The sequence below is a fragment of the Janthinobacterium aestuarii genome (assembly GCF_051380835.1).
Lineage (GTDB): Bacteria > Pseudomonadota > Gammaproteobacteria > Burkholderiales > Burkholderiaceae_D > Janthinobacterium > Janthinobacterium aestuarii.
On record NZ_JBNYXU010000001.1, the window covers coordinates 816,409 to 829,453 of the forward strand.

Consider the following 13,045-nt stretch of genomic DNA (forward strand, 5'->3'; position numbering starts at 1 on the left):
TGCGCTAATGCGCGGTGGCGGCGCGCAGGCGCTGCAGCTTGGCCGCGTACAGCCCGTGCTCGCCGCGCGTGGTGCTGTTGTCCATCGCCAGTTCCAGCTGGCGTCCGGCCTGCGCCATCTGGCCCATGCGCGCATACGCCTGCGCCAGCCAGAAGTGGAATTCATGGTAGTAGGGGTCGCGCGCGATCTCGCGCTTGAACAGGCGTGCCGCTTCCTGGTAGTCGGCGGTTTCCATGGCGCGCTGTCCCAGGTTGAAAAAGTGGAACGGCGGCTCTGGCTGCAGGGCCAGCAATTTGCGCCGCAGCAGCTGCGCTTCGTCCGCGCGTCCCAGGCCGTCGAGTGCTTGCGCCAGGTTGGACAGCAGCACGGGGTTCGATGGCGAACGTTCCAGCGCGTAAGCGAGCGTGCGCCGCGCCGGCTCAACGTCGCCGTGGCGCAGCTGGATGATGCCCAGGGTATTGAAGGCGCCCGCAAACGTGGGGTCTTGCAGGATGGCGGCGCGCGCATACCAGTAGGCTTGATCGAGTTCGCCGCTGGCCATGGTTTCGGCGGCGCGATTGTTGAGGTACATGGCCAGGATGGTTGCTTCGCGCACTTCCTGCGTGCGCTGGCCGGTGAGGTCTTCGCCAGGCAGGAAGTCGATGAGCAGGATGGCATCGGCCTCGTAGCCGACGGTATTGCCGATGGCGCGGCGTTCCAGCGCGAGATTGACGTGGCCGGTGACGAAATACATGCCGCTGCTGCGGCTCCAGCTTTCCTCTCCCAGCACCACCTGGTAGTGCACATTGAGCCCCATTTCCTTGGCCAGTGCGGCCGTCATCAGCACCAGCGACAGGCAATTGCCGCTGCGCGCATCGAACGCCTGTGCCGCCGTGCGGGTCATGGCGGCATCATATTCCAGCTGCAGCCCGGCCCGGTTGTGCAGGGCATCGGCGAGCGCGCGGCGGGGATTTTTGGTGCGCGCCTCGCGCGCGATATCGACACGCACGTAGCGCCGCATGGCGTCGTTCATGGCAAACGCCTGCTGCGGATCGACCGGCACGGTTGGCGCGGCAAAGCTGGCATCGTTGAACAGGTCGGGCGGAGGCGGAGTGGCGGGCGCCGTGGCGCAGCCGGCAAGGGCTGCGCACAGCAGCAAGGGGGACAGGAGGCCCAGGCGCAGCTGTTCGCTGATGCCGCTGATGCTTTTCATGTTCATGCTCCCGCAGAACGATGTCAGGCGCAACACGTATTGCTGCCGGTGGTGCGCCATGCCACCTGAAACTAGTATCCTCGCGCGCCACGGCGCTGTCAAACCCTTTTGACGGCCCTGTTGCCAGTCTTAAAACTCTTCCCAATCCTGCTCGCCAGCCACGTGCGCCTGGGGCTTGCGCGCAGCGGGCGCGCTCCTGGTCGCGATGCCTGGCTGCCTGGCGGTGCTGCTCCTGGCCGGCGGCTTGGTCAGCTGGGTGGACGCTGGCCGCGCGGCGCGCACCGGCGCCGCCGTGGCCACGTGGTCGAGCTGGAAGCCGGCCGCCACTTGCGCCAGGCGCGCCGCCTGGTCCTGCATGCTTTCGGCCGCGGCCGCCGCTTCCTCCACCAGGGCCGCATTTTGCTGCGTCACCTGGTCCATCTGCGCGATGGCCTGGTTGACCTGGTCGATGCCCAGGCTTTGTTCGGCGCTGGCGGCAGTGATCTCGGCCATGATGTCGGTGACCCTGCGCACGCTGTCGACCACTTCGCCCATGGTGCTGCCGGCCTGCTGCACCAGCCGCGTGCCGTTGTTGACCTGTTCCACCGAGTCGCCGATCAGGGTCTTGATTTCGCGCGCCGCCGCGGCCGAGCGCTGCGCCAGGCTGCGCACTTCCGTGGCGACGACGGCAAAGCCGCGCCCTTGCTCGCCGGCGCGCGCCGCTTCGACGGCCGCGTTCAAGGCCAGGATATTCGTCTGGAAGGCGATGCCGTCGATGACGCCGATGATGTCGACGATTTTTGTCGATGCCGTATCGATGGCGCCCATGGTGTCGACCACCTGGCTGACGATGCTGCCGCCCCGTTCGGCCACGCCGGACGCGGCCACCGCCATCTGGTTGGCCTGGCGCGCATTGTCCGCATTCTGCTTGACGGTGCTGGTCAATTCTTCCATCGACGACGCCGTCTCTTCCAGCGAGCTGGCCTGCTGCTCCGTGCGGGCCGACAAATCCTGGTTGCCGGCGGCGATTTCGCCCGATGCCGTGGCAATCGCATTGGTGCCCGTCTGCACTTCCGACACCACCTTGCGCAGCGCCTCGTTCATGCCGTGCAGCGCGCGCATCAGGTCGCCGATTTCATCGCTGGCGGCCTTGCCGAAATGCGTGCGCAAGTCGCCGTCGGCCACCGTTTCCGCCACTTTCACGGCGGCCTTCAACGGCTGCGTGATCGAGCGCGTGATCAGCCAGGCGCAGACGCTGCCCAGCGCCACCACCAGCACGCACAAGGTCAGCAGCAAGGTGAAGCTGCGCCCGTTGGCCGCCTCGATCGCTTGCGCCGTGGCGTCGATGGCCTGGCGCTGCTGCGACAGCAGGGCCTTGACGTTGTTTTGGTATTTGGCGGCGGCCGGCGCGAAGCTGTCGCGGTAGGTGCTTTCCGCCTGCGCCGCGTCGCCGGCCTTGCGCGCATTCATCACCAGGGTCTTGGCATCCTGGTACTTGACGCGCTCGGCGATGGACGATTTGAAGATGGCTTTTTCCTCATCGCTGTCGAGCAGCGCCTCGATTTTCTTCAGCAGTTCGCTGCCCTGTTTGGTGCTGTCGGCGATGGTGTCGGCAAACACGTTGGACAGGGTTTCATCCGTGCTTTTGGCGATCATCGAGGTGCGCGCGATGGCCGAATAGATCAGCACGTACCAGTCCGATACGAGGCGTTCCTTGGCCAGCGGTTTTTCCATCATTTGCCGCGTCGCTTCGGCATTCACATGGGCGCTGTACAGCGCGTACGAGGTGGAGATCACGGACAGCAGCAGCACCAGCGCGAAGCCTGCAGCCAGGCGCGTGCCGATACGAAGGTGGGAGAGGGCGTGCATGGTTGGAGCTCCTGTCGCAGAGGGATTAAAGGTTGCCTGTGCGACATAGTATGCACTGAGAAGTGACCAAGAGGCGAGGGAAAAGCGCGCTTGTGTTGGCGTCTGTTGCAGCTACGCCCGTGCTACAGATGGCCCGCCTGGCGCAAGTCCGGCTGCTCGGCCCAGCGGGCGAAGGCGGCCGCCATGCGCTCGCTTTCCGCGATGGCGCGGCGCCAGTCGCGCATGCGTGCCGCGTGGTCCTGGCCGTAATGGGAGAAGTCGCGCCGGTCCGGCAGTTTGCCATTGGGCAGGCTGGCCACGAAGGCGGGCGACGGTGAGACGAGGATCATGTTGTCGAGTGCGCTATCGCCGCTGCGCGCGCGGCGCCAGGGCATGGCCTTGTCCAGCCAGCCCGGCACGATATGGTCGGCAAAATGCGGGTACAGCACGAGGTCCGGTTCACGCTGGTAGGGCAGGTGCAGATGGTAGTCGACCAGGCCGCCGTCCCAGTAGCGCCCGGGCGGCGCGCCGGCGATGTCCGTGACCGCGTCGAGCACCAGCGGGATGGAGCCGGAGGCCAGCAGCGCGTCGCGCAGGTTGTCTTGCGCCAGCGGCACGAAGTGGGAATGAAAGGCGTCGAAGCGCGAGCGCAGCCAGCTGGCGCCGTCCTGCCCGGCATGGAACACGGCGCGTTCCAGCGAGGCGGCCAGGCGCGCGCGCGCCACGGCGTTGCCGGCGGCGGCCAGCAGGAAGCCGCGCCGGTCGCGCCATTTGCCCGGCTGCGCCAGCGCGCCGATGCCGCGCACGGCCAGCACCGACAGGCTGTGGCGCTCGTGCCGCAGCAGCTGCGCATCCTGGCCATCGAGGACGGCGTCGAGCAGGGCGCGGCAGGTGCGGCTGACGTGCGCCGCCTCGGGTTTGTCGGGATAGCGCTGGCCCACGTATTCGCGCACCAGGCGACGCTGCGCGGCCACCGGGTCGGGAAACACGGCGGCGGCCATGCGCCAGGCGCCGATCGAGGCGCCGACGAAGTGGCGCGGGCGCGGCGCCTGCGGCAGGAACTCGCCGAACAGCCAGCAATCGAGCTGGTGCAGAATCAAGCCTTTCGGCCCGCCTGCGGCGGCAGGGACGATGGCGATATCGCTGGCGCGCACCCCGTTGTCGGCGATGCGCGCCCGGGCGCGGCGGCCCAGGCGGATGGTGATGGCGGATGAAAGCGGCAGTGTGGAGGACATGCGCGTGGCGGCTGGTGGCGGATGCTTATTGTAGCGATTGTCGCGTCATGCCGCGCCAGAGGGCGGTGGCAGGCGTGCGACAGTTGAGAGGAAAAAGCAATATTATTTGAAAACTAAAGATGCTTTTGCAAGCGTGCCGTCCTTGCCTTTTTTGACTGATAAGAGATACATGAAAAAACCAATCTGCGCCTCCTGCCTTGTTCTGCCAGTCTTGCTGGCCGCCACTCTCAGCGCCTGCGGCGGCGGCTCTTCCTCTTCCGATGCCCAGGTCTCCGCGAATCCGTCCCAGCCCGTCAATCCGGCCCCGCCGGTGACACCGGTCACCCCGCCGCCCGCCGGCAGCGACACGGGCAGTGTCAGCGCACCGTTTGCGAAAGGACTGAGCCCGCGCTACCTGCTGTTGGCCGTTGCCAGCCAGGCTTACGGCACCTTGGGCAGCGTTGCGCAAGACGGTTCCGGCGCCCTGAGCGAGATCTCCGGCGCCAGCTTCAACGGCACACCCGCCATCACGCGCGACATCAGCGGCGACGCGGCATTTGCGCAGGGACGCTGGTTCACCGGCACCATCACGCGCAGCAGCGGCAGCACGGTCATGAGCGGCAATAATGCCAGCGCCCATTACAGCGTCTACAACACGGTGGCGGCCTTGCCTTTCACCGGCGCTTTCCAATGCGATGCGGGCAAGTTCACGGCGCCCAGCTATACGGGCGGCGCCAGCGTGCAGCAGGGCGGCTATTTCGGCACGGCCAGCGGCAGCGCCACCTTGTCCTTCGGCGCGGCAGGCGCCACACTGGCCATGACGGTCGATGCCACGGCCGGCGGCAGCGCCGGCAAGGCCAGCGGCACGGGCACGATCAACACGCCGGACATGACGGTCATCAGCGGCGGCTTCCTGGGCGGCAGCTCAGGCATGCTGCTGGCGCTGGGCGACGGCGGTACGGGGAGCTACCTCGTCACGGGCGGTTACAAGGTGGTCTTGGCAAATGGCGCCAACTACCAGGGCGTGGCCACGTTCCGCTGCTCCTGATCGCACGGGCATGAAAAAAGCGGCGTCCGTGCAATGCACGGACGCCGCTTTTTTTTCGTGAGCCGGAATTAACGCAGTGCCGCGATCATCTGTTTCAGCTTGCCGGAATCGACGCAGAAAGCGCGGATGCCTTCGGCCAGTTTCTCCGTCGCCATCGCGTCTTCATTCATCATGAAGCGGAACGCTTCTTCGTTCAGCGACATTTGCACGACGTTGGTCGATGGCGCCGCCTCGGCGCTCAGCTTGCGCTCCACCGGCGCATCGCTGTCGGCTAGCTTTTGCAGCAGGTCGGGACTGATGGTGAGCAAGTCGCAGCCGGCCAGTTCGAGAATTTGCGAGGTGTTGCGGAAGCTCGCGCCCATCACCTCGGTCTTGTAGCCGAACTTGCGGTAGTAATTGTAGATGCGGCGGACCGATTGCACGCCCGGATCTTCCGCGCCCATGTAGTCGATGCCCGTCGATTTCTTGTACCAGTCGTAGATGCGGCCGACGAACGGCGAAATGAGCTGGGCGCCCGCTTCGGCGCAGGCGATCGCCTGGGCCAGCGAGAACAGCAGGGTCATGTTGCAGCGGATGCCTTCCTTTTCCAGGATGGCGGCGGCGCGGATGCCTTCCCAGGTGGAGGCAATCTTGATCAGCACGCGCTCGCGTGGAATGCCCGCGTTCGAATACAGGGCGATCAGGTCGCGGCCCTTGGCGACCGTGCCTTCCGTGTCGAACGACAGGCGCGCATCGACTTCGGTGGAGACGCGGCCGGGGATGGTTTGCAGGATTTCCACGCCAAAGGCGATCAGCAGACGGTCGATGATTTCGGCGGTCGAGGCGTTCGGATGGTCGCGCACGGCCTTTTCCAGCAGCGGCTTGTATTCATCCTTCTGCACGGCCTTCAGGATCAGCGACGGATTCGTCGTCGCATCGCGCGGCGTGTAAGCCTGGATCGATTGGAAGTCGCCGGTGTCGGCCACCACGGTAGTAAATTGCTTCAGTTGTTCGAGTTGGTTCATGGCTGCACGGGAAAGAGTGAATGGGCTTGCCGGGCTATTGTACCGAATTCACTGCCTGAAGCACCGACTATTGGCTTGCCCGCGCATTACTTGCTCAATTGAATCTTGCTTTTTTGAGAACTCGCGCATAATTGCCTGGACTTGTTTATTTTGCACATTGTTTTAATAAGCAATGTGCGATGCCACTCTCCAGATGAAGAGCATCTTTTGACACAAGATATCGTTAGCGCGGTAGCCGCCTTCAACGGCGAGACACGCCTGTATGCATTGTCCATCGGCGATGATGGACAGGACAGCGGCTTGCTGGTCGAAGCCTTTGCCGCCGATGAACGGCTGCAGGAAGTTGGCGCGCGCGAGATCATCGCCTTGTCCACCAGCGCCCATGTGGCGCTGGCGCCCCTGCTGGGCCAGCCGGCCAGCCTGCATATCAGCCTGGCCGACGGCACGCGCACGCAGTTTTCCGGCTACATCAGCGCCGCGGCCACGCTGGGCAGCAATGGCGGCCTGGCGCGCTACCGGCTGCGCATCACCCCATGGCTGTGGCTGTTGACGCAGGCGCGCAACAGCCGCGTCTGGCAAGACCGGAGCGTGACGGCCATCGTCGATGAGGTATTGCAGGCCTATGCGCCGTATGCGCTGTGGCGCTGGAGCGACGAGGTGGCGTCATTCATGCAGGAAGCGGGCGAGCGCAGCTATTGCTGCCAGTACCGGGAGTCGGACTACGATTTCGTGTGCCGGCTGCTGACGGAAGAAGGGCTGGCCTGGCGGTTTGACGGTCAGACCATGATCGTCTTTGCCGACAGCAGCCAGGCGTGCGCCACGCCCGAGGACGCCAGCAGCGCGCAAGGCGGCGGCTTGCGCTTTCATGGCGCGCGCGTTGGCGAGCCCGGCGACAGCGTGCAGGCCTTGAGCGCGCGGCGCAGCCTGCAGGTGGGCCTGAGCAGCGTGCTCAGCTATGACTACAAGGCGAAAAAGGCCGTGGCCGCCAGCGTGCCGACCAACACGGTGCTCGGCGGCAAGAATGCGCCGGTGCTGGAAAGCTACGATACGCCGGGCCAGTACTGGTACGCCAGCGCCGCCCAGGCGCAGCGCTACGCGCAGTTGCAGATGCAGGCCCATGAAGCGCGCGCCCAGCTGTGGCAAGCGCGCTCGACCGTGCGCACCCTGCGCGCCGGCACGCGCTTTACCCTGACGCAGGGGCCGTTGCCGCAGGCCGATGGTGCCGCGTCCGAATATGTCGTGCTCCGGATGGCCAGCATCGGCATCAACAACCTGCCGGCGCCCGCCTCGCAGGCGCTGGCAGAACTGTTCGGACCGCTGCCGGAACTGCTGGACGAAGCCATGCCCGGGCTGGGCGACGGCTTTGCCGACTTTGCCACCGCGATCGCCCAGGCGCAAGCCAGCGGTTACGCCAACTGCATCGAGATGATTGCCGCGGCAACGCCATGGCGTCCTGTGCATGGCGACAACGATGTACGCCACCACCCGACACCGACGGCCTGCGGCAGCCAGAGCGCCATCGTCGTCGGCGCCGACGGCGGCACCAGCGCCAGCGGCGGCAGCGAAATCCATTGCGACAAGCTGGGCCGGGTGCGCATCCGTTTCCACTGGCAACTTGACGGCAGCGCCACGTGCTGGGTGCGCGTGGCGCAGCGCGCGGCCGGCGGCGGCATGGGCAGCCAGTTCCTGCCGCGCATCGGCCAGGAAGTGCTGGTGCAATTCCTGGAAAACGATATCGACCGGCCCATCATCGTCGGCGCCCTGTACAACGGGCAAGGCGAGGGCGGCGTCGCGCCCACGCCGGGCGGCGTCACGGACAAACCCGCGGACGCCAGCGTGTTCGAGCCGGCGCGCGACCATGCGCCCTCGGCGCAGGGCAACGTGGCGGGCGGCAACAGCCCGCTCTGGCATGGCGCGGCCGGCGGCAGCGCCGGCCACCGCAACGGTGCCGCGCAATGGGGCATCCGCAGCAAGGAATTCGGTACCGCCGGCTCCGGCTCTGGCTCTGGCTATAACCAGCTGCTGTTCGACGATACGGACCAGCAAGGGCGCATCGAGCTCAAGAGCAGCCATGCGGCCAGCGCGCTCAGTCTTGGCCACCTGATCCATGCGGCCGACAATTACCGGGGCAGCCTGCGCGGCCTGGGCGCCGAACTGCGCACCGACGATTACGGCGCCGTGCGGGCCGGGGCCGGGCTCTTGATTTCCAGCTACCTCGTCAACCACGACGCGCAGGCGCGCGATCCGGCCGGCGACAATGCGCCAGGCATGATCCTGCTCAAGCAGGCGGCCAAGCTGGGCGAAACCTTCAGCGCCGCCGCCGTCACGCACAAGACGGTCGCATATGCCAGCCACCTGGGCCCGGCCAAGGCGAACACCAGCGTACTGGACGAAAAGGCGGCGCCCCTGCAAGCCTTTCTCACCACCGCTTCCGGCATGCTGAGCCAGGACAGCACCGCCGCCGCGCGGCGCGACGCGGCGGGCAAGCCGACCAGCCCCGGCGACGGCAAGCTGCCGCACAGCAGCGATGCCATCATCGCCATCGCCGCCCGCGCCGGCCTGGGCGTGCTGGCCAGCCAGGATATCCAGCTGGCGAATGGCGAAACGGCTGCCCTGATGAGCGGACAGGACACCCAGTTCGTCGGCGGCGGCCAGCTGCGCGTGCACAGCGGCCAGGCCATCGGCGCGCTGGCCGGCGTCGTCAAGGCGGGCGAGAACAATACCGGCCTGCAATTGATCGCCGCCAAACAGGCCATCGAGTTCGAGGCGCAGGCAGACGTGCTCAACGTGCAGGCGCGCGAGGAAGTCAATATCGTCAGCGCCGCCTCGCACATCGACTGGGCGGCGGCCAAAAGCATCCGCCTGTCGACGGCGGGCGGGGCGAACATCACGATCGAGGGCGGCAACATCACCGTGCAGTGTCCGGGCAAGATCACGGTGCATGCCGGCAAGAAGAGTTTTATCGGTCCGGAAAGGCTCGCTTATCCGTTGCCCAGATTCTCCCGTTCCATATGTAAACGATGCAGGCGTAGCGCCGCCGAATCAGGTTCGCCTTTTTCTATGGTGGAAGAGTGAATAGCCGAAAACAACAGTTAGAGGAGAGCGACTAAGTGGGTATTAATATGTTTCCCTCTGATTGGAAAGTGTCATCGCACACGCGCTTGCAGGCGTTTCGCCGCCAGTTTCCCGAGGCGCACATATATGCGCTGGTCGATGGTGTTTTTGACGAGTCGTGTTATCCCTTGCTTAAGCGCACGCAGCATCTACGATATGAGGCGTTGTTTGCCGGTACGCCAGGTGCGAATGAAGAAACTTTGTCCATCTCGCCGCTGCTGGTTGAGTTTGACGATGCAAGCCGTTTTACTTGGGAGCGGCTGCTTGAGAAAACCAATGGTCATCCGGCACTCAGCCTGATTGTCACGCCGGAGCCGTTGAAACAACTGGCGGCCCGTTTGGCGCCATGGTGCATCGTTGACGCCGCCGACTATACGGTGGCATTGTCGTTTGCCGATACCCGCATTTTGCCGCAGCTTTTCAAGATATTGACGGCGCAGCAGTTGGGCCAGTTTTGTGGGCCGGCACACCATTGGCAATACGTCACGCGCAAAGCCGACTGGAGTGATTTGACCTTGCCTGGTGAAGCGCTACCGGCGGCGCCTGGCATATCGTTAAGCGAGCAGCAATGCGTTCAACTGATGCGTACGGCGGAAGCCGACGGCATCTTGTTCCAAGTGCGCGCGACCAGGCCTCGCTTGCTGGAACCACATACTGCCGAACATGCCCATACCTTGGTTGAATACTGGCTGGGTTGTGCTGATCATGCGCGGCTTGAAGCACCGCCAGATCGATTTGACGTATGCATATTTGGCCTCGAAAACCCAGGCCTGGAAGCGACGTCGCAACTTGCATTCTGGCTAGCGGAACCTGCACGGGCACAAGTGCCAGCTGCATTGTTTGAAGGATGGATGGCGGAGCAATCCCCTGTTGCTGTGCCGATGTTATCAGTGGAGGCAAAGTCATGATTATCTTGTTCAGGCAGTGGCTGTGGCGAGGTATCTTGCTGGCCGCATGTTTTCCCGGCGTCGGCATGGCGGCGAGCATTCAGGCGCTGAATTATTCTTCGCGCGAAGTCAATTACATTGCGGTTGAAAATCCGGGCAATACCAACAGCGGCGGCGGTGGCGATGCGATCGATCCTTATGGCCAAGGCGGCACGATATGCTGTTTCAGCGTGCCGGAAAAATGGCATGCGGATTTGAAGGTCGTGGTGGTCTATCAGTTTTATCCAGACCCGACTCTGCATCGCGAGACGGTCAGCATCCCGCCGTATCCAAATGGGAAGGCGGGCGATATCTGGCTGATCGTCTATGAAGATGGCCGCGTGGGGGCCGTGGTATCGCATTACGGACCGAGTCGGCCGGAATGGCCGGGGAAAATCAAGGGGTATCCGGTACCGACGAAGGAGTATCGGGATGAACGTCGCAAGGATAAACTAAAGAGAGAGAGAAATACGCTCGATTTTTTGGAGAAAAGATTACTGCGTGACTTTTATACATTATCAGATGAAAAGATAAAAGAAAAAAAGGAAATTATTGAATTTCAAAAAAAAATTGTCCAGAGTTTAGAGGGAGATGTGAGGTGACAGCTTTTTTAGCCGAAAACTATTCTGTTGATAAAACTGATCCATCTGACAAAGACCGTTTTTTTGACGGAGCTAATGAAATGGATGAAATTATAGAATTTATAAAGAAGCGTGAATGCCCACTTCCAGGTTTTCCTCCACCATGTGATGTCAATCTGTTTTTCGGCTTCTTCTTCGACGGCACCAACAATAATATGAAGCGGGATGTGCCGTTTCATTCGCACAGCAACGTGGCGCGCTTGTATCGTGCATTTCCCGGCGGTAAAGATACGCATGGCAGCGAGGCCTGGCCGGACTTGGAAACAAAATACCACAACAGTTACTTTCGCACCTACGTCCCCGGGGTCGGCACACGCTTCGATGAGGTTGGCGATACGGGGGAGGGATTTAGCGCCCTCACCAGCGACCGGGCGCGCGGCCTGGCCTTCGCCTACAAGGGAGAAAATCGTATCATCTGGGCATTGGTGGAGGCACTCAATAATGTGCACAGATATTATACCGATGCTCCCTTGGTAGATGATAAGACGTTTAAAAAGGACTTCAATACGCTCAGTTTGCCCAGCAAAGTGCGGCCTTCACAGGCGCTGGTGAATGCTTTTACGCAGGCCTTGCAAAAGTTGCACAGCAATTTGCGGCCATTTGTGCCAACCGATGGGCCGGCGAAAAGCGTCAATAAAGGCAAGGTGCTCAATATTTTCGTGTCGATGTTCGGTTTCTCGCGTGGCGCGGCCGAAGCGCGCTCGTTTGCCAATTGGTTCATCTGGTTATGCAAGCTGGATGCGCAACTGACCGTTAGCAAAGGCGTCAAGGCTCGCCAGTTAAGTATGGGCACTATCGAGGTGACGTTCGACTTTATGGGCCTGTTCGATACCGTCGCTTCGGTTGGCTTGGCGGCTTCAGTGCCCCTCCCGAACAGGATGGTGGACGGACATGGTGGCTGGGCCGACACCGAAGTGTCGCTCAGAATACCCACATCACCGGGGCCAACCAAGTGCCTGCATCTGGTGTCGGCGCATGAAGTACGCCGGTCTTTTCCCTTGGACTCCGTTGCTCACCTGGGCAATATTCCCTGTAATTGCACGGAAATTGTTTTCCCCGGTGTTCATTCGGACATCGGAGGCGGCTATTTACCGCAAGAACAAGGGCGCGGTACAGATCCAAGCGGAGGTGACTTGATGTCGCGCATTACCTTGGCCACGATGTACCGGGCGGCGCGCCTGGCTGGGGTGCCGCTGAAGCTGGAAGAGGCCAGTGAAGCGACGAAGCGGGCCTTTCGCATCGATCCGCGCACAATAGCCACCTTCAATGCCTATATCGGCTTTTGCCATGCGCAGCAAGGAGCTGAGCCATCATTGCGGCTACATAGGATTATGGAATTCCAGCACATGCTGTACATACAGTGGCGCAAGAAAATGCTTGGCAAGATGGGAGATTTGCCGAATGTCAAGAATTTGGCAGCCACCTATAAAAGCGGGAAATTCGATTTTACTGATCTCACGATGGCGGACAAGGAGTTGGAGGAAGAGGTTGCGAGCTTTGAAAAATGGCGCACCGATCAGCGCACGACTGGCAGTAGAGGGCGGCCCCGTAATCCCGAATGGGAACCTATCGCCGAATTTTGGGATAAGCCGGTACCACCCGCCGAAGTAAACAACTTTTTTGAACAGTTCGTGCATGACTCGCGTGCGTGGTTCAAACCGTTGGGGAAAGACATTCCTGACTTGTGGTACGCGCTGGAATTGCTTGTGGCTCAGGAAGAGCGAGCCCGTGAATGGGAGAACGGTCCGGAGGCAGACCCTGGGAAGCCCAATCCCTATAGTTTGAGCAAGAAGGAAAAAGAGCAATTGCTGCGATACAAAGCTGTCAAAGGTACCGAAAACGAAATGGATGCGATCGAGCCGGACAAGGGCGGACGCGAGAACAGACTTCTGGGAGGTGGCTATTTGCGTTTCCGGTCAATTTACATGGGATCGGATACCTTCAAGCCGTCAGGCGCTCAGTATGCGGGCATGCTGCCTGTTTTGCACAAGGAACAGCGCATTATCGCGATGGCCCATCATATATCTGCCGATGCCGTGGAGTCGCTGAAGATGGTGTAAGTCAAATGCCAATCCATTG

General features: G+C 62.5%; 9 protein-coding genes. 5 read left to right on the top strand and 4 right to left on the bottom strand.

The genetic code is table 11. The annotated features are described in order from the left end of the window. Positions 1 to 4: 4 nt before the first annotated feature. The 3 genes from ACQ4WO_RS03720 to ACQ4WO_RS03730 all read right to left on the bottom strand — a co-directional run bounded on the left by ACQ4WO_RS03720 (position 5) and on the right by ACQ4WO_RS03730 (position 4,254). Positions 5 to 1,192, bottom strand: a complete 1,188-nt coding sequence (locus tag ACQ4WO_RS03720) for a tetratricopeptide repeat protein (protein WP_436480274.1) — start codon at positions 1,190 to 1,192, stop codon at positions 5 to 7. Between the two features lie 129 nt (positions 1,193 to 1,321). Continuing rightward, positions 1,322 to 3,040, bottom strand: a complete 1,719-nt coding sequence (locus ACQ4WO_RS03725) for a methyl-accepting chemotaxis protein (protein WP_436480275.1) — start codon at positions 3,038 to 3,040, stop codon at positions 1,322 to 1,324. A gap of 122 nt (positions 3,041 to 3,162) precedes the next feature. After that, positions 3,163 to 4,254: a patatin-like phospholipase family protein gene (locus ACQ4WO_RS03730; RefSeq protein WP_436480276.1), complete on the bottom strand. Its 1,092-nt coding sequence runs from the start codon at positions 4,252 to 4,254 to the stop codon at positions 3,163 to 3,165. Between the two features lie 169 nt (positions 4,255 to 4,423). Between ACQ4WO_RS03730 and ACQ4WO_RS03735 the strand changes: the two genes are divergently transcribed. Beyond that, complete coding sequence (locus tag ACQ4WO_RS03735) at positions 4,424 to 5,281, top strand: hypothetical protein (protein ID WP_436480277.1); 858 nt, start codon at positions 4,424 to 4,426, stop codon at positions 5,279 to 5,281. A 68-nt stretch (positions 5,282 to 5,349) separates the two neighbouring features. Here the strand turns inward: ACQ4WO_RS03735 and tal are convergent, their stop codons facing one another. Further along, the gene (tal, locus tag ACQ4WO_RS03740; protein ID WP_092710941.1) at positions 5,350 to 6,285 is read right to left on the bottom strand and encodes a transaldolase; all 936 of its coding nucleotides are present in this window, start codon (positions 6,283 to 6,285) and stop codon (positions 5,350 to 5,352) included. A gap of 207 nt (positions 6,286 to 6,492) precedes the next feature. Between tal and ACQ4WO_RS03745 the strand changes: the two genes are divergently transcribed. The 4 genes from ACQ4WO_RS03745 to ACQ4WO_RS03760 are packed head-to-tail and all read left to right on the top strand — an operon-like array spanning position 6,493 to position 13,026. Then, entirely contained in the window at positions 6,493 to 9,360 is a 2,868-nt protein-coding gene (locus ACQ4WO_RS03745; RefSeq protein ID WP_436480278.1) for a type VI secretion system Vgr family protein, read from the top strand. 35 nt (positions 9,361 to 9,395) lie between these two features. Next, positions 9,396 to 10,307 carry a DUF4123 domain-containing protein gene (locus ACQ4WO_RS03750; RefSeq protein ID WP_436480279.1) on the top strand — a complete coding sequence of 304 codons (912 nt, stop codon included), beginning with the start codon at positions 9,396 to 9,398 and terminating at the stop codon, positions 10,305 to 10,307. Further along, positions 10,304 to 10,927 (top strand): DUF3304 domain-containing protein, encoded by a 624-nt coding sequence (locus ACQ4WO_RS03755; RefSeq protein WP_436480280.1) that lies wholly within the window; start codon positions 10,304 to 10,306, stop codon positions 10,925 to 10,927. Before ACQ4WO_RS03750 ends, ACQ4WO_RS03755 begins: the two co-directional genes overlap by 4 nt. After that, positions 10,924 to 13,026 carry a Tle1 family T6SS lipase effector gene (locus ACQ4WO_RS03760; protein ID WP_436480281.1) on the top strand — a complete coding sequence of 701 codons (2,103 nt, stop codon included), beginning with the start codon at positions 10,924 to 10,926 and terminating at the stop codon, positions 13,024 to 13,026. The genes ACQ4WO_RS03755 and ACQ4WO_RS03760 overlap by 4 nt, the downstream gene beginning before the upstream one ends. The last annotated feature ends 19 nt before the right edge of the window (positions 13,027 to 13,045 follow it).

What these genes read in the sequence shown, in the direction of transcription:
- ACQ4WO_RS03720 (WP_436480274.1), bottom strand. Translation starts at nt 1,192, where the DNA reads ATGAAAAGCATCAGCGGCATCAGCGAACAGCTGCGCCTGGGCCTCCTG.
- ACQ4WO_RS03725 (WP_436480275.1), bottom strand. Translation starts at nt 3,040, where the DNA reads ATGCACGCCCTCTCCCACCTTCGTATCGGCACGCGCCTGGCTGCAGGC.
- tal (WP_092710941.1), bottom strand. Translation starts at nt 6,285, where the DNA reads ATGAACCAACTCGAACAACTGAAGCAATTTACTACCGTGGTGGCCGAC.
- ACQ4WO_RS03755 (WP_436480280.1), top strand. Translation starts at nt 10,304, where the DNA reads ATGATTATCTTGTTCAGGCAGTGGCTGTGGCGAGGTATCTTGCTGGCC.
- ACQ4WO_RS03730 (WP_436480276.1), bottom strand. Translation starts at nt 4,254, where the DNA reads ATGTCCTCCACACTGCCGCTTTCATCCGCCATCACCATCCGCCTGGGC.
- ACQ4WO_RS03735 (WP_436480277.1), top strand. Translation starts at nt 4,424, where the DNA reads ATGAAAAAACCAATCTGCGCCTCCTGCCTTGTTCTGCCAGTCTTGCTG.